General features: G+C 41.4%; 24 protein-coding genes. 12 read left to right on the top strand and 12 right to left on the bottom strand.

The window, feature by feature from the left end; all coding sequences use genetic code 11:
• The first annotated feature begins 33 nt into the window (after positions 1 to 33).
• Both nrtS and Q4592_RS20125 read left to right on the top strand, forming a co-directional pair.
• Positions 34 to 435: a nitrate/nitrite transporter NrtS gene (gene nrtS, locus Q4592_RS20130; RefSeq protein ID WP_303516487.1), complete on the top strand. Its 402-nt coding sequence runs from the start codon at positions 34 to 36 to the stop codon at positions 433 to 435.
• Between the two features lie 217 nt (positions 436 to 652).
• Positions 653 to 2,023, top strand: coding sequence for a glycoside-pentoside-hexuronide (GPH):cation symporter (locus Q4592_RS20125; RefSeq protein WP_303516486.1), 1,371 nt, complete (start codon positions 653 to 655; stop codon positions 2,021 to 2,023).
• Positions 2,024 to 2,096: 73 nt separating this feature from the next.
• Here Q4592_RS20125 and Q4592_RS20120 read toward each other — a convergent pair whose 3' ends face one another.
• Complete coding sequence (locus Q4592_RS20120) at positions 2,097 to 2,954, bottom strand: tetratricopeptide repeat protein (RefSeq protein ID WP_303516485.1); 858 nt, start codon at positions 2,952 to 2,954, stop codon at positions 2,097 to 2,099.
• 146 nt (positions 2,955 to 3,100) lie between these two features.
• On the opposite strand from Q4592_RS20120, the gene Q4592_RS20115 reads away from it, so the two are divergent.
• Entirely contained in the window at positions 3,101 to 3,901 is an 801-nt protein-coding gene (locus Q4592_RS20115; RefSeq protein WP_137674561.1) for a response regulator, read from the top strand.
• Positions 3,902 to 3,903: 2 nt separating this feature from the next.
• Here Q4592_RS20115 and Q4592_RS20110 read toward each other — a convergent pair whose 3' ends face one another.
• The gene (locus Q4592_RS20110; RefSeq protein WP_303516483.1) at positions 3,904 to 4,188 is read right to left on the bottom strand and encodes an HlyU family transcriptional regulator; all 285 of its coding nucleotides are present in this window, start codon (positions 4,186 to 4,188) and stop codon (positions 3,904 to 3,906) included.
• Positions 4,189 to 4,304: 116 nt separating this feature from the next.
• Here Q4592_RS20110 and rmuC point away from each other — a divergent pair, with 116 nt between their 5' ends.
• Positions 4,305 to 5,720: a DNA recombination protein RmuC gene (gene rmuC / locus Q4592_RS20105; RefSeq protein WP_303516482.1), complete on the top strand. Its 1,416-nt coding sequence runs from the start codon at positions 4,305 to 4,307 to the stop codon at positions 5,718 to 5,720.
• Here rmuC and malZ read toward each other — a convergent pair.
• A complete protein-coding gene (malZ, locus tag Q4592_RS20100) occupies positions 5,717 to 7,549 on the bottom strand; it encodes a maltodextrin glucosidase (protein ID WP_303516480.1) in 1,833 nt (610 codons plus the stop codon). The two genes, rmuC and malZ, sit on opposite strands and share 4 nt — an antisense overlap.
• Before the next feature lie 186 nt (positions 7,550 to 7,735).
• Here malZ and Q4592_RS20095 point away from each other — a divergent pair, with 186 nt between their 5' ends.
• Positions 7,736 to 9,598 (top strand): sensor domain-containing diguanylate cyclase, encoded by a 1,863-nt coding sequence (locus Q4592_RS20095; RefSeq protein WP_303516479.1) that lies wholly within the window; start codon positions 7,736 to 7,738, stop codon positions 9,596 to 9,598.
• Here the strand turns inward: Q4592_RS20095 and Q4592_RS20090 are convergent.
• Positions 9,585 to 10,283: a pseudouridine synthase gene (locus Q4592_RS20090; RefSeq protein ID WP_303516478.1), complete on the bottom strand. Its 699-nt coding sequence runs from the start codon at positions 10,281 to 10,283 to the stop codon at positions 9,585 to 9,587. The two genes, Q4592_RS20095 and Q4592_RS20090, sit on opposite strands and share 14 nt — an antisense overlap.
• An 86-nt stretch (positions 10,284 to 10,369) precedes the next feature.
• Between Q4592_RS20090 and Q4592_RS20085 the strand changes: the two genes are divergently transcribed.
• Positions 10,370 to 10,984 (top strand): single-stranded DNA-binding protein, encoded by a 615-nt coding sequence (locus Q4592_RS20085; RefSeq protein WP_303516477.1) that lies wholly within the window; start codon positions 10,370 to 10,372, stop codon positions 10,982 to 10,984.
• Here Q4592_RS20085 and Q4592_RS20080 read toward each other — a convergent pair.
• Positions 10,981 to 11,484 carry a DUF3087 family protein gene (locus tag Q4592_RS20080; RefSeq protein WP_303516476.1) on the bottom strand — a complete coding sequence of 168 codons (504 nt, stop codon included), beginning with the start codon at positions 11,482 to 11,484 and terminating at the stop codon, positions 10,981 to 10,983. The two genes, Q4592_RS20085 and Q4592_RS20080, sit on opposite strands and share 4 nt — an antisense overlap.
• A gap of 213 nt (positions 11,485 to 11,697) precedes the next feature.
• Between Q4592_RS20080 and Q4592_RS20075 the strand changes: the two genes are divergently transcribed.
• The gene (locus Q4592_RS20075; RefSeq protein WP_303516475.1) at positions 11,698 to 12,861 is read left to right on the top strand and encodes an efflux RND transporter periplasmic adaptor subunit; all 1,164 of its coding nucleotides are present in this window, start codon (positions 11,698 to 11,700) and stop codon (positions 12,859 to 12,861) included.
• Between the two features lie 10 nt (positions 12,862 to 12,871).
• Positions 12,872 to 15,997 carry an efflux RND transporter permease subunit gene (locus Q4592_RS20070; RefSeq protein ID WP_303516473.1) on the top strand — a complete coding sequence of 1,042 codons (3,126 nt, stop codon included), beginning with the start codon at positions 12,872 to 12,874 and terminating at the stop codon, positions 15,995 to 15,997.
• A gap of 64 nt (positions 15,998 to 16,061) precedes the next feature.
• Here the strand turns inward: Q4592_RS20070 and Q4592_RS20065 are convergent, their stop codons facing one another.
• On the bottom strand, positions 16,062 to 17,291 hold the full coding sequence (locus tag Q4592_RS20065; RefSeq protein WP_303516471.1) for an HD-GYP domain-containing protein: 1,230 nt from the start codon (positions 17,289 to 17,291) through the stop codon (positions 16,062 to 16,064).
• Between the two features lie 156 nt (positions 17,292 to 17,447).
• Between Q4592_RS20065 and Q4592_RS20060 the strand changes: the two genes are divergently transcribed.
• Positions 17,448 to 18,077 carry a flavin prenyltransferase UbiX gene (locus Q4592_RS20060; protein ID WP_303516469.1) on the top strand — a complete coding sequence of 210 codons (630 nt, stop codon included), beginning with the start codon at positions 17,448 to 17,450 and terminating at the stop codon, positions 18,075 to 18,077.
• Positions 18,078 to 18,091: 14 nt separating this feature from the next.
• Here Q4592_RS20060 and fur read toward each other — a convergent pair whose 3' ends face one another.
• Complete coding sequence (gene fur / locus Q4592_RS20055) at positions 18,092 to 18,523, bottom strand: ferric iron uptake transcriptional regulator (RefSeq protein ID WP_137674573.1); 432 nt, start codon at positions 18,521 to 18,523, stop codon at positions 18,092 to 18,094.
• A 148-nt stretch (positions 18,524 to 18,671) separates the two neighbouring features.
• Here fur and Q4592_RS20050 point away from each other — a divergent pair, with 148 nt between their 5' ends.
• On the top strand, positions 18,672 to 19,160 hold the full coding sequence (locus Q4592_RS20050) for a DUF4442 domain-containing protein (RefSeq protein WP_303516465.1): 489 nt from the start codon (positions 18,672 to 18,674) through the stop codon (positions 19,158 to 19,160).
• A 3-nt stretch (positions 19,161 to 19,163) separates the two neighbouring features.
• Here the strand turns inward: Q4592_RS20050 and Q4592_RS20045 are convergent, their stop codons facing one another.
• From Q4592_RS20045 to Q4592_RS20025, 5 genes are all read right to left on the bottom strand, one after another.
• The gene (locus Q4592_RS20045) at positions 19,164 to 19,754 is read right to left on the bottom strand and encodes a lytic transglycosylase domain-containing protein (protein ID WP_303516464.1); all 591 of its coding nucleotides are present in this window, start codon (positions 19,752 to 19,754) and stop codon (positions 19,164 to 19,166) included.
• A gap of 89 nt (positions 19,755 to 19,843) precedes the next feature.
• The gene (gene fldA / locus Q4592_RS20040) at positions 19,844 to 20,371 is read right to left on the bottom strand and encodes a flavodoxin FldA (protein ID WP_303516463.1); all 528 of its coding nucleotides are present in this window, start codon (positions 20,369 to 20,371) and stop codon (positions 19,844 to 19,846) included.
• A gap of 21 nt (positions 20,372 to 20,392) precedes the next feature.
• Positions 20,393 to 20,680, bottom strand: coding sequence for a LexA regulated protein (ybfE, locus tag Q4592_RS20035; protein WP_137674577.1), 288 nt, complete (start codon positions 20,678 to 20,680; stop codon positions 20,393 to 20,395).
• 18 nt (positions 20,681 to 20,698) lie between these two features.
• A complete protein-coding gene (locus tag Q4592_RS20030) occupies positions 20,699 to 20,920 on the bottom strand; it encodes a DUF2788 domain-containing protein (RefSeq protein WP_137674578.1) in 222 nt (73 codons plus the stop codon).
• A 56-nt stretch (positions 20,921 to 20,976) separates the two neighbouring features.
• Positions 20,977 to 21,744, bottom strand: coding sequence for an alpha/beta fold hydrolase (locus Q4592_RS20025; RefSeq protein ID WP_303516460.1), 768 nt, complete (start codon positions 21,742 to 21,744; stop codon positions 20,977 to 20,979).
• 157 nt (positions 21,745 to 21,901) lie between these two features.
• On the opposite strand from Q4592_RS20025, the gene seqA reads away from it, so the two are divergent.
• Together seqA and pgm are read left to right on the top strand one after the other, a co-directional pair.
• On the top strand, positions 21,902 to 22,516 hold the full coding sequence (gene seqA / locus Q4592_RS20020; protein ID WP_303516458.1) for a replication initiation negative regulator SeqA: 615 nt from the start codon (positions 21,902 to 21,904) through the stop codon (positions 22,514 to 22,516).
• Positions 22,517 to 22,556: 40 nt separating this feature from the next.
• Complete coding sequence (pgm, locus tag Q4592_RS20015) at positions 22,557 to 24,206, top strand: phosphoglucomutase (alpha-D-glucose-1,6-bisphosphate-dependent) (protein WP_137674581.1); 1,650 nt, start codon at positions 22,557 to 22,559, stop codon at positions 24,204 to 24,206.
• Positions 24,207 to 24,670 lie beyond the last annotated feature (464 nt).

Below are 24,670 nucleotides of genomic sequence, written 5' to 3'. Positions count from 1 at the left end.
TCTCGGTTATATCGGCTGAAGGTTGAAGAATACATGAACAAAAAAATAGCTAAACGGGCGCTGCTGGTAGCGTTAATTGTCGGGTCTTTATTAAACCTAATAAACCAGTGGGAAGTTATTAATGGCGCTGCCGCTAATTGGGGAGCGCTGCTATTTACTTACTGTGTACCATTTATCGTTTCTTACTTTAGCGGTGTTATGGCTAATCAAGCGCCTGCCGCCAATAGTAATACCGCTAAACAGCCACCAGCAGAAACTGCATTAATCCAAATTAATCAGTCGTTGTCTGAAATTGGTCAAAAATTACGTTGTTCTATCAACGATACCGGTGATTATGAAACACTCGCCGACAATGCTGAAGAAACCATAAAAGACTTAGCAATCCAACAACAAGCTTTGCTAGCGGTCGTTAAGGCATCTAAACCGTCACAATAAAGTAACCTCTTATTCATCTAACAAGCAGCTCGCTTTAACGAAAGTCGCTAATTTGACCTTGTGTTCCTGTTTATTAAATAACAAAAACTTTCCTATAGTTTGCTGTACCTCACACTAGATATATATCGTAATATTCTCAATCCTTAACATAATAGTCTGGTGATTCTTCGTCAAAGAGAATACTACTCGACAAAACATGTTTTATTGCGGAGATTTTATGAGCACAATTAACCTAACGGTTAAGGAAAAAATTGCCTACGGCTTGGGCGACACGGGATGTAACTTTGTATGGCAAACTGTCATGCTATTTTTGGCTTATTACTACACCGATGTTTATGGTTTATCACCTATCCATATGGGAACTATGTTTTTATTGGTTCGGTTTATCGACGCTGTCACTGACCCCTTAATGGGCTCGTTGGTTGACCGCACACGAACCAAACACGGACAATTTCGCCCTTATATTCTTTGGATGGCGGTGCCGTTTGGCGTGGCGTGTATGATCACTTTCTACACGCCTGATTTAGGCTCCACCGGCAAAATTATTTACGCATACTGCTCGTATATTCTACTTACCTTAATGTACACCGCGATTAACGTGCCTTATTGCGCAATGGCTAACGCTATGACTAATGACCCTAAGCAGCGAGTTTCATTGCAGTCTTATCGTTTTGGATTAAGCACTGCGGGTGGTTTAGTTGTGGCATTAGTGGCTTTACCTTTGGTTGACTACATTGGGCAAGGAGATGAGCAGAAAGGCTATTTAGGCGCCATGATCATAATGGGCATTGGCGCAATGTTGCTATTTTTCTATTGTTTTGCCAATACAAAGGAACACCACACAACAGAGCTTAGTGAAGCGAAGAAAGGTTCAACGCTTAGTGATGTAAAACTGCTGTGGAAAAACACCCAATGGCGAGTATTATTTATTTTAAATATTGTGCTGCTAACTGGCATTGTGCTTAAAGCAGCTTCAACTATGTATTACGTAAATAGTGTAATGGGTCGCCCTGATTTGGCGACAATGATGATGGTGGCGGGCATGCTCGCAAATATTGTTGGTGCGCTGGCTTCTGCGCCAGTACTAGGGCGTTTTGACAAAATAAAAACCTATAAAGTGCTGATTGGCATCTCTGGTATTCTATCAGCGTCGATGTTTTTTATTGAACCCACTAACATCATGTTGATCTTTGTGGTGATGATTGTGCTAAGTGTGGTTCAAATGAGTACCACGCCATTGTTATGGAGCATGATGAGTGACGTTGTTGATTACGAGAAATCGCGCAGCGGTCGCTCGTTAAGTGGAATGGTATTCTCAACTAACTTGTTTGCGATTAAAGCCGGTATTGCAGTAGGTGGCGCAATGGTAGGTTGGATACTTGCTGGAGCCGGTTACGTTGGTGGAGCGGAATTACAATCTAACCAAGCAATTACGTGGATCAACTTACTGTATACCTTTATCCCTGGCGTGTTTTTTATCTCGTTAGTTGTTGTTATGCACTTTTATCGTTTAGACGAGAATAAACTGCAATTGATAAAACAACAAAATGAACGAGCGGAAACCAAGTTACAAGCTCAAGCTGTTTAAACTGTTTTGAGTATCCAAAAAAGCCAATATCAGTGATATTGGCTTTTTTCGTTTGGCGCGCTTTGATGCTTGCTTAATACAGTAAGCTAAAGTACTTACGTCTAAATTGCGAAGACAGTGGGTCACCGTTTAAGGTCGCCAGTATATCTAAGAAGTTTTTCTTCACTTGGCCGTCTGCAGCCTCTAGGTTGCTTTGCAATATCTCATACAGCAACTCTAAAGCTTCTTGATTACGGCCCGCTTGTGAGTATTGGATGGCTAAACTTACTCGTAGCTCTGGGCTATCCTCATTGCCATTAAGCTTTTCTTCCAAAGCCTTAATCTCTGGGCTTTCTGCCGCAGCTTGTAATAACTCTAATTGGCTTTTCAGCTCATGGTAATCAGCTTGTTGTTCTTCAAGTGGCAAGGCATTAAGCAAAGTTTCTGCTTCAGCGGCTTGTTGGTTATTTAACAAGGCCTGGATCAGCACCAAAATAATATCGTTGCGTTGCGGTGCTAGTTGGTGTGCTTCTTTAATGGCACTTAAGGCTTCACTTTGTTGGTCAGCTTCCAGCAAGGCTTTTGCTTTAGCAAAAAGTTGCTCTTCTGGTGGCGGTAAATGGCGCACAATAGTTTGCATCACTTCTTCAGGAGATGGGATGTCGGCAAATCCGTCAACTGGGCGACCTTCTTTAAGAATGACGACGGCTGGCGCTTGAGTCACACCAAGTTGCTGCGCTAAGGGCGCAAGCTCATCCATATTCACTCTAGCAAGAACAAAACTACCACCGGTTTGCTGGTGGATTTGCTGCAACAAGCCAAATAGCGGTTCACATTGCGGACTAGAAGGAGACCAAAAGTGGACGACCACAGGTTGGTTTAGTGAACCTTCAATAAGTACCTGTTGGGCATTCTCAAAACTAATATCGATAACAGACGGTGTAGGCTGCATAGTGTTTTCCGTTAATTGTTTAGCCTTAATTTGGTGACTAAATGCATGTTTTTCAAGTAAGAGTTCTAGATTAGCAAATTAGCGATAAAAAAGCGGGCTTTAAAGGAGTAAACTACATCATCATTTGAAAGTTCAAACAGGGTGTTATGGAATCATTGTCGTTAGCAGATCTTACGATCTTATTGGTAGAGCCTTCAAACATGCAGCGTAATATCATTCGCACTCGCTTACACGAAGCAGGTATTGATAACTTCTTAATGGCAGAAAACTGCCAACAAGCGCTGGAACTCGCGATTAAAACGGCACCAGATTTGGTGGTAAGTTCGATGTACTTTAGCGATGGTACCGCTACGGATTTAGTGCAGCAACTTCGTGCAAACGACTTAAGCCGAGATATTGCATTTATGCTTATTTCTAGTGAGGCTTGTCACCATACTCTAGACGCGATAAAGCAAGCTGGTGTTATTGCCATGCTGCCAAAGCCTTTTGAGTTTACTCACTTGTTAGCGGCTTTACAGGCTACGATTAGCTACATCGAGCCAGACAGCCAAGTAATTAATAATCTCGACATTTCCGATAAAACCATTTTGGTCGTTGACGACAGCCAAACTGCGCGTCGACACATCTCTAAGGTGCTTGAAAATATTGGATTGGTTAATTTGTTAGTGGCTGAACATGGCCAAGAAGCGCTAGCTATTTTGGAGCAGAATGAAGTTGATTTGGTCATTACTGACTACAACATGCCGGTTATGGATGGTGCAGCGTTAATCGAAGCCTTAAGGCAACACCCTAAATTTTGTGATATTCCAGCCTTGATGGTGACATCGGAAAATAACTGCGCCAAGTTAGATGGGGTTCGCCAAAGCGGTGTTTCTGCTCTAGTGGATAAACCCTTTGATATTGACGCAGTGAAACAGGTGCTTACTCGACTGTTCGAAAACGTGTAAGTTTAGTCGAAGATTTGATCGCCCATCTGATCAATAAAGGTTTTGCACTTATGCATTGCTAGCTCGGCGGCATCGTCTGAGCTAGCGCAAGTGTCTGAACGAATAAATGTATGTTCTTTTAACTCGCCATTTATTGTTTTACTAATTACCGCTGCCACTCGGTACTGGCCATTTGACGACTGAGGGCTAGGGGTAATAGTAAACTCATTGTATAACTCTTCTGGATAGCTTTTTGCCTGAACAGGCGCGGCTTGAAACATTTTCTTTAAAGCTGAAAAGATACTCATCTTAATGATTTTCCTAAATTTAAGCTAAAACATGCGAAACAGCCGCGAGCTTAACGGGCCGTTTACGGTATGATGCATGATAACGAGCAAAACACCCTAACCGCAATGGAATTACTGTGAACTTAGAGCTTATTTCTTCTCAATTTAACCAAGTTAGCGCTTTAATTACCTTATCTCTCGCTATTCTTATTTTATTACTGTTGCTGATAAATAGCATAAAGGGCAGTCAAGCAAACAAGCAAAAGGCCGCGCTTGATATGCAGATTGACCAGATACAGCAAGAGCAAGCTGAGCTAAAACTAAACCTCGACAATACTCAACAAAGTTTGCAAGAGCAGCTGATCAGCAATGCTGGTTTACGGAATGAAGTTGAATACTTACGTGAAATAAAAGAGCAATTTGAAACTAGCCAGCAATTGTTACAGCGTGAGCAACAGCGCTGTGCGTTGCTTCAACAAAAAGACCTTACCTTGCAAGAGCGCATTACTTACCTAGAAAAAAGTGAAGAACGGGTAAATGTCCAGTTTGAATTATTGGCTAACCGAATTTTTTCTGAAAAAGGTTTGGAACTACAGCAACAAAGTAAACAAAGCATAGAAACTGTGTTGCAGCCTTTAAAGCAGCAGTTAGATGGATTTAAACAGCAAGTTCAACAGAGTTATGAGAACGAAGCTAAACAGAGACACTCTCTAAAAGACCAAATAGTGACCTTGCAACAGCTCAACCAACAGATGAGTGATGACGCGTTGCGTTTAACTAAAGCGCTAAAAGGTGACAACAAGCAACAGGGGGATTGGGGCGAGCTAATCCTCGAGCAAATCCTTCAATCTTCTGGATTGAGAGAAGGGCATGAGTATCAAACTCAAGTAGTGGGTGTGAATCAGCATGGGCAAACAATTAAACCAGATGTAGTGGTTAAATTGCCAGGTGATAAGGCAGTAATTGTTGATTCTAAAGTGAACTTGGTGGCTTACGAGCGTTACTTCAACAGTGACGATACAGAAGTTAAGAAAACAGCCCTAAAAGAGCACGCAAAAAGTTTACGTAATCAAATCATTGGTTTAGGCAAGAAAGATTACCATACTCTTTATCAACTACAATCTTTAGATTATGTATTGTTATTTGTGCCAATTGAAGGCGCATACCTGAGTGCGCTGGAGCATGACCCATCTTTAGTTCAGTTTGGTGTAGAAGCGAATATTTTGCTGGTTAGTCCAAGTAGTTTAATGGTGGCATTGCGAACGATTCAAAATTTGTGGAGAAGCGAACATCAGCAGCAAAACGCTCAAGTTATTGCGCAACGAGCTGGGAAATTGTTTAATAAATTTGTGGCATTTACCGAAGATCTGCAGAATCACGGTCAACAATTGCAGCGGTCAACTGATAGCTATAATAGTGCGATGAATAAACTGAGTACTGGTAAAGGGAATTTAGTTAGGCAAGCCCAGCAGTTAAAAGATCTGCAGGTTAATACCAGCAAATCTTTAGACAATAAGTTGCTGGCCGATAGCCAGCAACATGAGCCAGTTTAAATACTGCTTAATATCAACGATGATTGCGCTTCCAACGACAATGAAAGTTGTTGTTGGTTGGGCTGCAGTTCTTCAATACTTCCCATCAATCTATAACGCGTCGATTGCTGCATATTGCTTAAGTTTAAGGTGATATTGGTAGCATCTCCGCGATTGATTACCACAATAGAATGGTGTTTTGGTAACCAACGTATAAATACCCAAACATCATCACTTTCAAGCAAACTGAGGATATCGCCTTCTTGAAACTCTTTTCGGTGTTTGCGCAAGGCGATTAACTGCTGGTAATGAGCCAGCAATGGCAGTTGCCACAGCGATTGATCCCATGGGAAACAGCGACGACAATCTGGATCGTTAGCACCGGTTACACCCACTTCATCGCCATAATAAATTGACGGTACGCCTACGTAGGTAAGTAATAGCGTGGCAGCTACTTTATTGAGATCTATGCCATCATTAACTAAGTGACTAAAGCGGGGAGTATCGTGACTGTCTAAGAGGTTATATTGGGCTAGTTGATTAGCAAAAGGAATTGAACCGCGAGACTCGGCTAGCCACTCAGCTAATCCTTTTGCATCAAGTTTAATTGGCGAATAACGCGGAACATCCATTTTGGCTAAAAAGGCAACAATGGGTTGGTTAAAACCGTAATAGTTCATTGCCGCATCTTCTTGGTCCCCCTGTAACCATTGAGTTGCTTCGGCAAAGTGCTCGCCAATCATGTATGCGTTTGGGTTGGTTTCTTTAATCGACTTTCTAAATTCTGCTACGTAATGAGCATTATTTTGTGCACTGTTATGTTCACCCAGCATATGAATCACATCAAAGCGCCATGCATCGATAGAAAAGGGGGGCTTTAACCAATGTTTAAGTACCGATTGCTCACTTGAGTAAATCGCTTTTTGTACTTCTAGGTTGGCAAAGTTAAGTTTAGGCAGGGTCTCTACGCCTTTCCAAGACCAATAGTTACCGCTGTCGTCAAAGTGGTACCAATCTTTAAACAAAGAGTCACTGTTGTGATAAGCGCCGCCCGTTCCTTGCTGGTAGTAGTCCATCCAATGGTGTTGATTAGAAGTGTGGTTTACCACCGCATCTAACATTAACTTCATACCACGTTGCTTCATGTTCGCAGATAAGCTAATAAGTGCATCGTCTCCACCAAAATGAGGTTCTACTTTAAAGTAGTTACTACAGTCGTACTTGTGATTACTTGGCGAGCAAAAAATAGGGTTGAGGTAGATGGCGGTAACCCCTAACTCGTCTAAATAATCGAGCTTTTGCTCAATACCTATTAAATCACCACCATAAAACTCTGTTGCTCCGGTCCCTGAATGAGATTTGGCTACCGGTTCTCCCCATTTCTTTTGAACCACCGCTCGGCCATCGCGATGGTAGCTATAACTGTCATCTGTTGGCGTTAGACTTGGGTCTCCATTAGCGAAACGCTCGGGAAATATTTGATAAAATATTTGCTGTTTTACCCAAGCTGGCGGTTTAGCATTGTGGTTAATTTTAAAATGGAAATGTTTTTGAGGAAGCCTAGATGATTCGCCAGCGGCGTGCAAAAACACTTGCTGGTCTTGGCACAAGAACTTGAAGCAATACAAGGTTAATGGGCTATGAGGGCTAACGGGGATTTTGGTTTGCCACTTTAACCAGTTTCCTTCTTGTTTAGGCTTTTTTAGCTCAATTAACCATTCTTCATGATCAGGCTCTACACGCACAAAAATTTGAGAGTAGGGGTGATTAATAGCGGTGTATAGAGTAATTAAATAGCTGTCTTGCTGCTGAACAACCTGACTTTGTGGATGGAAGCGAAAATCAGTCATGAATTTACCTTTATGTTTTTCACCAGTATCGTTGGCTCAGTTGTGGCATTCAAGTATGAAAACTGAAAAAGCCATTATTTGTTTTAATGTGTAATTATGTGCATTGGTGGAAGTTAAAAAAACAGCAAAAACTGTTTAAATGTTTAATAATAGGTTGTAACTAAAACATTTTCTTAAAGTGTGCAATTGAAGCAATCAACTCTTCTAAATAGCTGGTCATGGAAAAAACGCGCCTCATTATGGGCACTATTGGTGACTTTGTTGTTCTCTGCTGTCGTTTCTCATCGTTATCACACCGTTAAGCATCAAATCGACGAAGAGGTAGAGCTGTCTTTTCGTGGCTTTAGTACAGCAAACAAGCATTTGGTGAGTTTGTTATCTCAACGTTTATCTTTACTCACTCGTACCTTAGGTTTGCTTAACTACGTTAACGATGAAAATGAGCTCACTTTAGTGTCCTTAGCAACAGAATGGCAGCGCATTGCTAAAGATGTAAATTTAGAAGGTGACTTCTATTATATTCATCGAGACGGTCGTGTTGATTTAGTTTTAGACCAAAACAAGCAAGGCCATGAACTTAAATGGAATAGCGAAGTTAACCCTCTCATTACTCATTATTTTAAAGAGCTGGTATGGCGCGGCGAGGGTGTAATTTCTTCAAAAGCATTGCTAGATAGGTCTTCTAATACTTACTTCTACCTTCTTTATATACCGGTGTTTGATAAATGGTCAAAACTAGTAGGTTGGATGGTAAACGAATACGACCAGCAAGCAATTAATCAAACGGTGCATTTTGTAGGACGACCACAGCTTGTAGAGAGAGCGATAATCTTAACCGAAGAAGGAGTCATCATTGAGGGAGACTATAGTAAACCTACTTACAATAAGTTAATCGAATTGGTTGGCCGTATCGATTATGAGTTGACACAAAGTTATTTCTTAAGAGACGATTTTGTAAACAAAAAAGACCCTTACTCGGTAAGTGGAGGGCTAATGTTTACCAAAGAAACAGGAATAGAAGAAGACGAGCCCAACTTAACATTCCTGTATATTTCTTATCGTGATTTGATAATAGACAGTAAATACTGGTTAGTGTTTTTCGCTGTTGTATACATTGCTGCGCTGTTTAGTTGTTTTATCGGCTCTTACCTTACCGAAGTCATTCGCCGTGAAAAAGCAGTGGTTAGAAAACTTAATGCTCTGAGACAGGCTGCTTTTGAGGGAGAGTTTTCTCAGCTTATTACCGATGTTGACGGTGTTATTGTGAAGGTGAATCGCTACCTAGCTGAAAAAATGGGCCTTACTACTGAATCCATGATGGGTAAAAAGATGACTGATTTTGGTCATTCGTCTCCCAGCTTTGAATCCATTTTACAATTGGCCAAAAATCAAGGTAGTTGGTTAGGTGAGATATCTATTCATGATTCAAACGGTGCAACTTCTATTCAGCAAATGACAGTTACTGCGGTATATGCCGACCAAGAAATAAAAAATTATGTTTGTTCTAGTATCGATATTAGTGCGCAAAAGTCATTAGAACGAAAATTGCAGCGCCTAGCGAATACTGACCCGTTAACGGGGGTATCGAACCGCAGGCACTTTGAACACTCAGTATACTTAGAACAAAGTCGCAGCGATCGCAATGGTTCGCGCTTTACCATCTTGATGTTGGATGTAGACCACTTTAAACAACTAAACGATAAACATGGTCATGACGTGGGTGATTTGTGTTTGATTAGGTTGGTAGAAAAAGTGAATGAACTAAAACGCGAGACAGACTTGCTGGCTCGCTGGGGTGGAGAAGAATTCATTATGTTACTGCCTGAAACTGACGTTTCTCAGGCATTGAATTTGGCGGAACGTTTACGATTGTCTTTTGAAAATGATCTCAATGACCCAAGTTTTACCTGTAGTTTTGGCCTAAGTGAAAATCAAAAAGACAGTAGTTTTGCAAAACTGTTTAAGCAAGCAGACAGTGCCCTTTATCAAGCTAAGTCACAGGGTCGAAATCAAGTTGTGTTGTATGTAGAGGAAGCTAAAAACAGCTAATTTCTTCGACCCTTAAAGCGCGATATTCACCTGGCTTTAGCGAAGCGTCGAGGCCTATTTCACCTATCTTTTCTCTGTGTAAACTCACAACTTTGTTACCCACTGCGGCCAGCATGCGTTTTACTTGGTGATAGCGTCCTTCACTAATCTGCAAAACTATTTGGGTGGCGTTTATGTACTCAACCAGAGCCGGTTTAGTTGGTTTGTCTTCGCCGCGTAACATTAAACCATCGCGTAATTGCTGCAGTTCTTCTTCGCCGATTTCATCCGCTAATTCCACTCTGTATTGCTTAAATTTATTCGCTCGAGGGCTAGTCACTCGGTGTGACCATTGACCGTCGCTGGTTAGCAGTAATAATCCGGTCGTATCAACATCGAGCCTTCCGGCAGAATGCAATGGATTGCTTAACTCTGTAATTAACGATAACGCGCTAGGGTGGTTAGCTTCTGCTTCTGTACTTAAATACCCACTAGGTTTATTCAGCATAAAGTAACAGTGCTCTTGTAGACTAAGTAGTTGGTCGTCTAGAAATACACTGTCATCTTGCTTTATGGCTAGCTGTGCATTTTTAGCAAGTTGTTGATTTACCTTAAGTCTATTGCTTTTTATTAGCTTTTTGGCATCGCTACGAGAAATTAGTTTTGCTTTCGAAAGGTATTTGTCTAATCGACAAGGGTATTTCATAATGGCCTAGTACAGAAGGTAAAAACAGATAGTAACGTTATCTGAATGCTTCAACAAACCCTATATAGCAGCGTGGAGAAAGATTTTTGCAGGTAATTTGTCGTTCAAATATTGAAATACTTGGCAACCTTGTGACTAAAGATGTCACGCTTCGCTATTTTAGTGATGGAACAGCGATCACTCAGTTTGAAGTATTGGTAAAAAAGAAAACCAAATCATCAGCGAAAGAGCAGATTGAAGTGTTTCAAATTACTGTTCGGGGCGAGCAAGCTGAGCGACTTAAAAGCTACGCAAAAGCTGGGGATGGTGTGGTAATTAATGGTCGGCTAAGAAACCAGAGAGATTCCGCTGGGGAGATTGTTAGCGCAATAGACGCTGAACAACTTAGTTTCGTCGGTGGACCAACTCAGCTTTATTGGAATAAAGTCACATTAATTGGTGAAATCGCTCATGCTTCTACTTTACGTAAAAGTGTCAACGACCAAAGCTATATTAAACTGCAACTTGCTACAGACCTTAGTGACACCCAGCATCGAGTAAACTGTAATTTATGGGCTTACCCAGCGGAGCTGATTGCCAAAAAAGCAAAGTTGGGCGATAAGTTAGTGGTTGAAGGGAGCCTAAAAAAGGCTTTTGCCGATGACCAGAAAGTTTCACCTATATTGGTAGATGGGCACACCTGCTTGCACTTTCTCGACTAATACTTTGCTAGTTGAGTCTGATGGTATTGGCTTGTGTCAATAACAAGCCCTTGAGCTTGAGCTAGTTCATCTAGCTTTTGTTCACTTAGCGCAAGTTCACTCAGCATTAAGGTGTTGTCGTCTAATTCCCATATCTGCCTGCTGCCTAAATAGCTAAATTTAATAATACTGAACGCTATCGCATCACCGTGTTTTGAGGCTCTTGATAGCGCAGCCATCTTACGGTTAATTTTGTTTAATTCTTGTTTCAGCTCCCAGACATAAATGACTTCGGCAAACCATGGCTTTGTTTTACAAAAAAGTACTACAGGCACAATCGACAATACTGCCGCTACAACGCCCATTAAATTGAGGTAAAAGTTATCTGAGCCTATAGAAAATAGGGCTATGAACAATGTTGACCATACTAAGGTGAATAGGATCAACAAGGCTGAAATACCAATATAGCTGTAACGAGAACGTGTTTGATAAATGTCTTTATTTACGGGTTTAAGTTGCATATTGCTGCCTAGCTAAAACAAGTGGAGCAATAGTAACAAAGTGTATTAATGTGGGTAAATGAAAACAGCTTGATTGTATGTAAAGTAAGCTGTTGTTTACTATTTAAAAAAATGTACAGTTAAAACTAGACTATTGGTTTTCATGTAACTGTTTACGGTCTATCATTACAATTGATTTAACTAGGTACACATTAATAAACACAAGGATCGTTTATGAACCGCACACCTGTTGTAGCTCGTGTGGCTAAAGCGTTAGGATTGACGCTAGCCTCACTTTCATTATTAAGTGCGTGTGACACTGCACCACCACCTCCTCCAGAAGTTAAAGCAAATGTTAAAGTGCTTGAAGTTACCATGCAACAAGTTACGCCAAGTAACGATTTCGTTGGCCGAACTGAAGCGACTCAAGACATTACTTTAAAATCTAAAGTTCGCGGCAATCTTGCAAAAACTAATTTTCAAGAAGGTAGCATCGTAGAAAAAGGCGATTTACTGTTTGAAATTGACCCAGAACAGTACGATGCAGCTTTAAAATCTTCTAAGGCAATGGTAGCGCAAGCGAAAGCCGCTTACGATACTGCTGTACTGAACTTTAAACGTGGTGAAGGGCTAATCAAAGACAACTTTATTAGTCAGTCTGATTACGACAATCTGCTATCTCGTAAGTTACAAACTAATGCTGCATTGCAAAGTGCTAACGCAGAATTGGATAACGCGAAACTAGAATTAGGCTACACCAAAATTTACGCACCTTTTACAGGTCGTATTAGCCGAGCAGCTGTTTTCACCGGTGATCTAATCATACCTGATCAAACTGAACTTGCAGACCTAGTGCAAATGGAACCAGTTTGGGTGAACTTCCAGTTACCAGAAAAAGTGTTGATTGAAGCTCAACGAGCGCATAAATCAGTTACCACGCCATTTAAGTTAAGTGATTTCCCGGTAAAAATTCAATTTCCAGACGGCTCTATGTTTGAAGAAACCGGCAACATGGATTTTGTAGATAACCGAGTAGACGCTACTACTGGTACCTTGGCAATACGCGCTGAGTTCCCAAATAAAGAACACATTATTGTTCCTGGTTTGTATGTGACGGTAATTATTGAATCTCCAGAAATGGAAGAAGTGTTGTTAATCCCACAACGTGCTGTTCAAGAAGATCAGCAGGGACGTTACGTTCTTACGGTTGATAAGAAAGACGTTGTGACTCGAAAAAATGTTGAGCTTGGTCAGCGTTACGGTATTGACTGGGAAGTTGAGAAAGGTTTAGAAAAAGGCGATTTAGTTATCTCTGAAGGTTTACAGAAAGCCCGAGTAGGCGCTGAAGTTGACCACGAAATGGATACTATTCAGCCATTCTCTGACACTAAATCTTAAGGAGTCGGTGATGATTAGTAAGTTTTTTATTCATCGGCCCAAGTTTGCCTTTGTTATTGCGATTGTTTTAACACTGGCTGGCTTCTTGTCGATTCCGGTTTTACCGGTAGCTGAATTTCCGAATATTTCGCCACCTATGGTGTCTGTTACCACTAGCTACCCAGGTGCGAGTGCCGAAGTTGTTGCGGATACCGTTGCTAAGGTAATTGAAGCCGAAGTAAATGGTGTTGAAAACATGATTTACATGGAGTCAAAAGGCGCTAACGACGGTAGTTATTCTCTAAACGTGACCTTTGAGGTAGGCAGTAACGTAGACATGGCACAGGTAAACGTGCAAAACCGCGTTCAGCAAGCTATGCCGCGTTTACCATCTGAAGTACAACGAAATGGGGTTAAAGTTGAGAAACAAGACCCTAGTATCTTGATGATGCTTAACCTTGTTTCTCCTAATGAATCTTTAGATAACTTGTTCCTTAATAACTACATGGGGATCAATATTAAAGATAACCTGGCACGGGTTAATGGTGTATCTAAAGTAAGCATTATTGGTGGCATGGACTATTCAATGCGAGTGTGGCTAAACCCAGACCGCATGGCGAGCTTAGGTGTTACTGTTGATGATGCAATAGCGTCAATTCAAGAGCAGAATATTCAGGTTGCAGCTGGCCGTATTGGTGCTGCTCCGGTGCCTAGAGATCAGCAGTTTCAGTATACTTTGTCTACCAAAGGCCGTTTAAGTCACCCAGAAGAGTTTGAAGAAATTATTGTACGCTCAAACCCTGATGGCAGTGCAGTTTATCTTAAAGATATCTCACGCATTGAGTTAGGCGCAGCAAGTTACGATGCTGAAGCTATGTTAGACAATAAAGCTTCTGCCTTATTGTTTATCTATCAAGCCAGTGGTGCAAACGCACTTGAAGTCGCTAAAGGTGTGCGAGAAGAACTCACCCGTTTGAGCGTTCAGTTCCCAGAAGATATGGACTACAAAGTGTTGTACGACACGACAGAGTTCGTTGAAACCTCAATTGATGAAATGCTTGAAACGCTGCTGATTGCTATCGCTTTAGTTATTTTTGTTGTTTATATCTTTCTACAAGATGTTAGGCAAACGCTAATCCCAGCTATTGCTATTCCAGTATCACTGGTTGGCACGTTTGCTTTCTTGTTGGCTACTGGCATGAGCATTAACACGGTATCGTTGTTTGCTCTGATTCTCGCCATTGGTATTGTGGTAGATGATGCGATTGTGGTGGTAGAAAACACCACGCGGTTAATGCAAGACGAAGGATTAAACGCAGTAGACGCGACCACTAAATCCATGCAAGAAGTAACCGGACCGGTTGTTGCTACAACATTGGTACTCTTAGCTGTGTTTGCTCCTACAGCGGTTATGCCTGGTATTACTGGTCAAATGTACGCTCAGTTCTCAGTTACCATTTGTATTTCAGTGCTTATTTCTTCGATTAATGCATTAACACTAAGCCCAGCTTTATGTGCATCGTTGTTGAAAACGCCAAAAGTACACGAAAAAGGCTTCCATGCTTTCTTTAACAAGCACTTTGATAAGGTTACTGGCAAATACACTGGCTTTGTTAGTGGAATGGTACGAAAACTGTCTATTGTAGGCATTGTTTATGTATTGCTGATTGGTGCTACTGGTTATTTAGCCACTTCGTTACCATCAGGCTTTGTACCTACAGAGGATAAAAAGGCCTTCTTTATCGATGTGCAGCTGCCTAACGGTGCATCTATCAACCGTACTAAAGACGTTGTATCTAAGATGGTTGATGAGCTAAATGACCTTGAAGGGGTAACCAATGTTATTTCTGCAAGCGGTTATTCAATCATTTCTGGGGCCGTTTCTTCTAATGCTGGTTTAATGGTAGTTATCTTATCTCATTGGGATGAACGTAAAGACCCCGCATTAATTGAATCTAACATTGTCCAAAAAGCTAACGGCGTTTTAGCCGGATATAACGAAGCACAAGCCGTAGGCTTCTCGTTACCTGCTTTACCTGGTGTAGGTACTGTTGCGGGTGTTGAATTCTTTATTCAAGATACTTTAGGCCGGACTCCAGCAAGCCTTGCTAGTGTAATGAGAGCAACAGCGGTAGAGGCGGGCAGTGCACCAGAACTAGCTGCTGCATTTAGTACATACCGAGCTGATGTACCACAACTATTCGTAGATGTGGATCGCCAGAAAGCAAAAGTACAAGGGGTACAATTAAGTAGTATCTTCATGACCTTGCAAACCATGCTGGGTTCTATGTATGTGAATGACTTTAACCGCTTTGGTAAAGTGTTTCGCGTGAACATGCAGGCTGAAACAGAATATCGAAATTCTGAGCAAGATATTGCTCGCTTCTATATTCGAAATAAGTTTGATGAAATGGTACCGCTAAACACCCTAGTTAAGGTTGAGCCTAAACTAGGCCCTGAGTACATTAACCAATTCAACTTGTATGGCGCAGTGAAAATGAACGCTTTCCCTGCACCCGGTTTTAGTTCTGGCCAAGCAATTGATGCCGTTAAGCGAATAGCCGAAACGACGTTCCCCGCAGGCTACACTTATGAGTGGTCTGGTCAGACCTACCAAGAGCTTAAAGCAGGAAACTTAGCGCCATTTATCTTTAGCTTAGCGCTTATCTTTACCTACTTGTTCTTGGTAGCACAGTATGAGAGTTGGACAGTTCCTATTTCGGTGATGTTAGCGGTTCCTATCGCGATTTTGGGTGCCTTTATTTATATTTGGATCATGGGTTCAGACATAAACTTGTACACTCAAATCGGACTGGTGTTGTTGATAGGACTGGCCTGTAAAAATGCTATTCTCATCGTAGAGTTCGCGAAGCAGTTACGCGAAGGCGGAATGAGTATTCGTGATTCTGCAGTAAAGGCAGCTCGACTACGCTTTCGTGCGGTATTGATGACTGCATTTTCGTTTATCTTAGGCGTAATACCTTTGGTGATAGCCACCGGAGCTGGCGCGGCGAGTCGAATATCGCTGGGTTATGCCGTTATGGGTGGGATGATCGCAGCTACTATTGTTGGTACTTGTTTAGTGCCTGTTTTCTACGTGATGCTGCAAGGTTTACGAGAAAAAGTTAAAGGTATCGAAGATGCTGAAGACAGCTAATTAGCTGCAACAAAGTAAAATAAAAAAGCCTGATGAAATCAGGCTTTTTTTGTTCTAAGAGTTTTTATTGTCCGGGGTCGAAAAAGTAACAGCAACGTAATTTCGGGTCAAAGTTCTTTATCAGAACAGCAGGAACATCGTCCCATTTAACCGTTTTGTTTATCTTAATGTCTTCTTTAGTTAGGTCTGCTACGTTGGCGTTACTAAAGTTTTTTCCTTTTTCTAACAGTAATACTCTTGGTTTAAGTTTTTCTTTAGGATTACTCGACATCACCATTGCATAACCATCGTTAGATAGGCTTACAATTGAGCCCGGTGGGTATATGCCTAAGGTATTCATCAGTTGTTCTAAGTACAGTTTGTTGTACTTGGTTCCAGCACTCTTGTATAGAAAAGCGAATGCTTCTTGTGGGGTCATTCTTTTTTGATTTGCTAAAGGGGCGCAAAGGTGTTCAAAGCTATCTACTATGCTCAGCAATTGTGTTGCTTTGTCTAGTTCGCTGGCTTTACGTTGGTTAGGGTAACCACTGCCATCTAAAAGCTCATGGTGATTAATCACAATGGGTAAAACTTCTGGAGGAAAAGACCCAGCTTTTTTAATTAACTCTGCACCAAATTTGGGGTGAGTTTGGTAAAAGTTTTGCTCAGCTTGGCTCCACTCGCTAGGTTTTCGGCGTATTTGCTGAGGTACTTTTAATTCACCAATGTCATGAATCATCCCAGCTATACATAAGTGCTGGCATTCTTTTTCAGAAAATCCCAGGTTTTTTGCCACTAAGATAGAAAGCACCGCAACGTTTACACTATGAAAAAATATATCTTCGTCGCTACTGGGCTCTAAACTCACGTAAACACTGTGGGCATCTGCAGACTTAAACATAAGCTGAAGGGTGATATTAACTTGTTCAAATATGCTGTAGTAAGCTTCTTCGGGTTTACTGGTGAACTTAGTCAGTGCTGAGCGAAACTTTTCTGCGTTTTGTAAATAGGCTTTGTTAGCGCGTTTCTGCCCGTTACGTAACTCATCTAGCCAAGCCTGTTCAGGGTCGATTTCTGGCTCTTCTTGGTCAGCCCCTGCTAAGTCGTCTTCATTATTAGTATCAGGTACTGCTACTTTAGATTTACTAGGAATAACGGCAATGTTGTCTAAACCTAAGGAGCGAACAACAGTAAGTTGCTCTTGGTTTTTAATGATGAAGTTATTGCGCATAAAAGGGTGAGCAGTCCAACCTATAGGCAGGCTAATATAATGCCCAACTTGCAATGAATCGGTGGGTATTTCTATCTTAGACATAGTCCCAACTTATTAAGTCCTTTAGATAATTGTAGTAAATAGTCACAAATTTATAAATGGCTGATTGTTCATAACAAGTCGCCTCGCACACTTATTGGCGTTACAATCTGTGGATCAGCGTTCATCTGTCTTCTTTTCATTGAAAGTGCTAATTAAATGAATAATAAACAAATCACCTTAGCGATAACTGGAGCGTCCGGCGCTCCTTATGCTTTATGTTTACTTGAACAGTTAGTAAAAAAGCAATTTACCATTCATTTGCTCATATCTAGCGCAGCGAAAGTGGTGCTAGCTACTGAGGCTAACCAGCAGTGGCCAAGCCAAAATGACAAAGCTCAACTGTTTTTAGAAAACAAGTTTGGTGCTCAGCCAGGCCAGATATTAGTGCCAGGCAAAAATGATTGGTTTTCTCCGGTAGCTTCCGGTTCTGCTGCTCCAAAAACCATGGTGATATGTCCTTGTAGCATGGGCACGCTGGCCTCGGTTGCTATGGGGTTGTCTGATAACTTACTTGAGCGCGCAGCGGATGTGGTTATAAAAGAAAAGGGCAAATTGATTCTGGTTCCTCGAGAAATGCCATTTTCAGCCATTCATTTAGAAAATATGCTTAAGCTCGCTAAGTTAGGCGTAGATATTCTACCGGCTTGTCCTGGCTTTTATCATAAACCTGAGTCGATACAAGATTTGGTAGAGCACGTTACGGCTAGAATCTTAGATCATATTGGAATAGAGAATGATTTGGTTGAGCGCTGGGGTTACTCAGGGGAGAGTAAAACAGGTGCTTAGCACCTGTTTCCATTTTAATCTTCGCGGTTTTCGCAATCCACTTTAGTGCAGTTTCCGTAAAGATATAAACTATGGTTAGTTAGTTGAATATTGTTTGTTTTAGCAATATCTTTTTGTCTTTGTTCAATGGTGTCGTCATTGAATTCGATAACTTTTCCGCAATCTAAACATACTAAGTGGTCATGGTGTTGCTGGCTATTTAGTTCAAATACTGATTTACCACCTTCAAAGTGATGGCGGGTAACAATGCCGGCGTCATCAAACTGATTAAGTACTCGGTAAACGGTAGCTAAACCAATCTCTTCACCTTGGTCTATCAGTAATTTGTACAAGTCTTCGGCGCTAATATGTTGATTAGACGGAATTTGTAGTAGCTCCAAAATTTTCATTCGGGGCAGGGTGACTTTAAGGCCTGCTTTTTTTAGAGCTTGATTATTATCAGACATAGGTGAAATATTTTCCGTTGCTGTTATTCATTCCATAACTGCGGTAAGTATACGGACTTACGAGACAAACAGAAAGCTCGATAAGAAAACTTGTAGCGCAGTTAATTATTTATTAACCTATTGTTAACATGTCTGACCAGTTGAGCTTATGGAACATCTACTTAAAAACGCCAACCTAGCAAAAAGCTTACTCAATCTGTGGCCTCCTTTCTGGGGAGCAGGGATTAAGATCTCTAAACTATCTAAAGATTTTCGCACTTGCGAGGTGAGGCTCGCGTTTAGATGGTGGAATAAAAACGCTAATCGGTCTCAGTTTGGTGGCTCTATGTTTTCGATGACCGATCCTATTTACCCGTTAATGTTGATGGCGATTTTGGGTAACAAATACCATATTTGGGATAGTGAGGCCTCGATCAAGTTTGTTTCTCCAGGTCGTGGAGTGGTGTTTGGGCACTTCAAACTAGAAGAAGCATTTATAGAAGATGTTTTGCGTAAGGCTGAGAGTGGAGAGAAGTATCAACCAGTGGTAAGTACCGAGGTTATTGATTCGAAAGGCAAAGTTATCGCAGTGATTACCCGTAAGCTCTATATCCGTTTAAAGCGACAGCATAGACCAAACCTTGAACAAGTTGCTTAATGATTACTGAACAAGGCTTAGGTTTTTTTTGTAGCGCTCAATGACTTTAGTCACGTAGTTCTGAGTCTCTTTATAGGGAGGAATCGCAAAGCCGTAGCGTTTTACGGTGTTTTCTCCTGAGTTATAAGCCGCTAAAGCGAGCTGAAGTGATTCAAATTCATTCAGTAGCCAGCGCAGGTAGCGTGTTCCTGCTTCTATATTTTGTTCAGGCATAAATGGGTCTGTCACTGAAAAACGTTCGGCTGTAGCAGGCATTAACTGCATAAGTCCCATTGCACCAGCGCGAGAAACTACATCGGCTCTGTAATTGGACTCAGTTGCTATCACCGCATGAACGAGCGCAGGGTCAAGTTTATGGCGCCTTGCGCTTGCAACAATAAGCTGGTGATAAGGGCGTTGATTAGGTGCTTTTTGTTGGGTACTTTTGGCTTTCGGCGGGTCGAGCGATTTAGGCGTACGCATCAGCAAGCGCCATTTAGAGCCCTTTTTTTCCTGAGCAAAGTGCATCACACCGTTTTGGTCTTCATAAAACCAAACGTCTGCATTTACACAACTGGATATTCCCAGGAAAATTATAAATAGATACTTAAACACATTTTTCTCCCTCTGAGCCAAGTTAAGCATAAACTTGGCCAACTATACGAGGGTCAGATACAAAAACTGGGCTTTCGCCCAGTAGATTTTTAGTCGGCTAATTCAGCTAAGCACATTTCTTCATATACTTGTTTACACCAACCTTTAACACGCTCTTGGGTTAACTCAGGCTGGCGATCTTCATCGATACCCAAACCAACGAAGTGAGCATCATCTGCTAGCGCTTTTGATTCCTCAAAGTCATACCCTTCGATGGGCCAATGACCAACAACCGTAGCACCTTTGGTAGTAACGATATCGTTGATAGTACCCATAGCATCAAGAAAATACTCGGCGTAATCTTCTTGATCACCACAACCAAATATTGCGACTAACTTTTCTGAAAAGTTTATTTGCTCAAGATCTGGGAAGAAGTCATCCCAATCACATTGTGCTTCGCCGTAATACCAAGTGGGAATACCTAAAAGAATCAATGAAAACTCATCAATGTCTTCTTTAGTAGATTTTGCAATGTCTTTTATTTCTACTAGTTTTTTGCCTAGCTCTTTTTGGATCATTTGTGCAACTGCTTCGGTGTTACCGGTGTCGCTACCAAAAAATATTCCTACGCTCGCCATAAATATTACCTGTATTACAAACTATTGATTTGTTGAAAATTGATTAACTTGGTTGTTCAGCATCTTTTCTATCAGTTCACTTCGGCTTATGCCCGATTCATTGGCTAACTGATTTAAGGTTTCGAAAAGCTGTTGTTCAACTTTCAACTCGATTCTTTTAAGCCCATTCGCACGATCTCTTTTAAGTTGATTTCGTTTATTGGCTTTTAGCTGATCTTTACGCTCTAAAGGGTTAGTTCTCGGTCGACCAACTCTTTTTTCACTTGCGAATAGATCAATAGTAGTTCGATCTGTATTTTGTTTTGCCATTAATATTGAAACAACCGTCTAACCTAAACCAGTGCCTTCCCAAGACATTTGAATTAGGCCTTTTGCAATAAAGCCTGCACACCCTAAAAACAACACTAACCAAACCACGGCGCGGCCAAATGGGGGAACGTTGCCTTTTTTAAGTACGTCTTGAATAGCCATGCCGATAAAGAAAAATAGAATTACAAAACCTATATTTAGAGCAAGGCTTTCGATTAAATCTATATGCTTCGCGAACATCACTATCCTTGAGAGAAAAATTCGACGCGCACTATACCATAAAGCGCGTTAGGGTGTTAAATATGCTTGGCTAAAAACTGTTCGGTTAAACGATTAAAAATAGCTGGCTTTTCAGCATGTAACCAATGCCCGGTGTCGCTGATTATTTTTAATTCAGCTTTAGGAAATTGCTGAGCTACTTCTTGTTGATACTGGTTAACAATATAGTCTGAGTTTTGCCCTTTGATAAACAAGCAAGGTTTGTTAAACGCGCCAAAGGTTTGCCACCCAGTGATGTTGGTATAGTTTTCCGCAAGTAAAGGTACATCAAACAGCCAATGCCAGTGTTGTTCACTTTTGGTTAAGGATTTAAGAAGAAATTGCCTGACTCCAGGTTCTTTTATATGTTGGGCAAGTAATCCATCGGCTTGTGAGCGAGAAGTGACTTGGCTTACATCAAAACCATTTAAGCCTGCGAAAACAGCCTGATGATTATGGTTATAGGCCACAGGAGCGATATCTGCTGCGACTAAAGCGCTAACCAAAGTTGGGTAAAGTTGCGCCGTTGTCATCGCTACTTTACCGCCCATAGAGTGACCAACAATGGCGCATTCTTCTATATTAAGGGTGTTACACAGGGTGTATATGGCTTTAGCTTGTGTTTGATAATCCATTTTCGGCGCACGAGGGGATAAGCCGTGATTAAGCGCATCTACGCTAATCACTCTATAACCAAGACGTTCCAAGTGTTTGGCTAACAATCCCAAATTAGACAAACTACCAAACAAGCCGTGAATCAATAAAATAGGGTAGCCAATACCTTGATCTTTGTAGTGCAGATCCAAAACAACACCTCTTATGTAATTGGATTGTTAGTCTGCCTTTGCAGCTTTATTACTACAAGTCTTTAAAAGCAAATTGTTTGCGCATTATTTGTGCTTTTAGCGCTGGCAATTCGGATTGTTGATGAGTTATTAACTTTGCTATGTATAATCATTAGCTATGTTAAGTACAGAGCATGACTTGAAAGTAGCGATGAAAACCATAGAAATTGAAGAAGACTTGTATTTATATATTGCTGGCCAAACTAAACATATTGGCGAGAGCGCATCAGATATTCTTAGGCGCTTACTTGAGGTAGACGCCTCTATTCAAGCAAGCGCAGAACCAGAGCTTGTTGAGTTGAACAGTCAAGCGGTTGACGATGTTCCTCCTGAGCAATCCACTCAAGAAAGCTCTGTATCCGAAAACCTTGAAGACGTGGTAACAACTCCGCAAGACTCTGATGTCCTCAGTTACTTCAATTTTGAGCTTATCGGTAATGCGGGCAGTTCCACTAAACGCTTCCTTGCTTTACTCGCCAGTCTATATACCGTTAATAACGCAATGTTCGCTAAAGCTTGTGTGATCAAAGGCAGTAAGCGAGAGTACTTTTCTCAAGACAAAGATTCATTACTTGCGTCAGGAAAAACCAGTAAACCGCAAGCCATCCCAGATACGCCATATTGGGTGATTACAAACACTAATACCGCGCGTAAACGCCACATTCTGCATCATGTTGCTAGCGAAATGGGTCTACAAGAATCTCAAATTGAACGCTTATGTGAAGCGATCTAATCATTTTTTATTTTTAACTTAAGCATCGGAGAAGCTATAAATGGCTATTCACCCTCTAGCAGGAAAGCCAGCTCAGGCTGAGCATCTTGCAAATATCCCACGTCTTGTGGCCGACTATTACTTACTAGAACCAGACGTAGCGGTTCGAGAGCAACAAGTTGCATTTGGTACATCTGGCCACCGCGGCAGTTCTAGTAAAAAAGCCTTTAACGAAAATCATATCTTGGCTGTTAGTCAAGCATTGGCAGAATACCGTTTAGCGCAAGGTACTACCGGGCCTTTATATATAGGTAAAGACACCCACGCTTTATCGGAGCCTGCATTTTGCTCAGCGATTGAAGTGTTTGCAGCAAACGGTGTTGAAGTTCGTTATCAAGAGGGTTTAGGTTACACACCAACGCCAGTTATTTCTCATGCAATTTTGGCTTACAACCGTTTAGGTAAAGACCAGGCTGATGGCGTGGTGATTACACCTTCTCATAACCCACCTGAAGATGGCGGTTTTAAGTACAACCCGCCAAACGGTGGTCCAGCAGATGGTAATGTAACTAAGGTTGTTCAAGACCGTGCAAACGAAATATTAGCGAATGGCCTAAAAGACGTTAAACGTTTGTCTTATGACGAAGCCATTGCATTACCTTCTATTGTTGGTATTGATTACATCAAACCGTATGTTGATGATTTAGCCAACGTATTAGATATGGATGCGATTGCTAAATCTAAAGTAAAAATTGGTGTCGACCCCTTAGGCGGCAGTGGCATTGCTTACTGGTCGGTAATTGCAGAAACCTATGGTTTAGACATTGAAGTGGTGAATGAGCGCGTAGACCCAACGTTTTCTTTCATGACTCTAGATAAAGATGGAAAAATTCGTATGGATTGTTCATCTCCGTACGCTATGGCCAGCTTAATTGCCTTAAAAGACAAGTTCGATGTAGCGGTAGCCAACGACCCTGATTATGATCGCCATGGTATTGTGACCAAAAGTAGTGGATTACTAAATCCTAATCACTACTTAGCAGTAGCGATTAACTACCTTTACTCTCATCGGAGTGAGTGGGGCGCTAATGCTGCAATTGGTAAAACCTTGGTGTCTAGTTCGATGATTGATCGCGTTGCAGCCAGTTTAGGGCGTGAACTAAAAGAAGTTCCGGTTGGCTTTAAGTGGTTCGTAGACGGCTTGTTTGACGGTAGCATTGCTTTTGGTGGCGAGGAAAGTGCCGGTGCTTCTTTCTTACGAAAAGATGGTGGTGTGTGGAGTACCGACAAAGACGGTATTATTTTGGCATTACTCGCGGCAGAGATTATTGCTGTTACTGGGAAAGATCCTGGCGAACACTACCAAGGTTTTGTCGAACAGTTTGGCGAGCCTTGTTATAAACGGATTGACGCGCCAGCTAGCATAGAGCAAAAAGCTGTATTGAGCGCCTTAGACCCTGCGATGGTTGAAGCTGAAACCTTAGCAGGGGAGCAGATCACTGCAAAACTTACTGCTGCTCCGGGTAATGGTGCTGCCATTGGTGGTTTGAAGGTTGTCACTGAAAATGGTTGGTTTGCTGCCAGACCGTCAGGAACTGAGGCTATCTATAAGATTTATATGGAAAGCTTTAAAGGCGAAGAGCATTTAGCGCTTATCGAGCAAGAAGCACAAACAATTGTTTCTGCCGCATTGGCTAAAGCTGGACTATAATCTATAAGCGCCGACTGAAGGGTATTGAATAAATACCCTTTTTTTGTGCATAAAATCCGCCTGAAAACGTATGCCAACTGCTTTAAATTGCAAGTTCTGTAATAGTTTTGTTACAAAGGCAGATTACAATGTATCAGGTCTTATTTTTGGACGAATTGGCACAAAAGCCCCGTTTTAATTGATTCCGATCAAGATTACTGCCGATTAGCGTATGAAAGCATTTTCAAATGCTGGGCTTTTGTTGGGTTTTCTTTACACTTCATTTCGGTTCTTTGAGTGAAAAAGCATTTTTTCCAAAAAATGCATAAAAATTTAGTCTTGAGAGAGGCTTTTTTACCTAAATGTGATGTAGAACGTATATAATATCGTTTCGCATCGGTAACATGAGCTCGGATTTTTGAGCACATACAGTCTTTTGTAGCATTTGCTGTTCGGTTAACCATCGAATGCTACGTTTGAAGATG

The sequence above is a fragment of the Agarivorans sp. 1_MG-2023 genome (assembly GCF_030548385.1).
Lineage (GTDB): Bacteria > Pseudomonadota > Gammaproteobacteria > Enterobacterales > Celerinatantimonadaceae > Agarivorans.
Note: the sequence above shows the minus strand (reverse complement) of the source record. Positions and strands in the feature narration are given on the sequence as shown.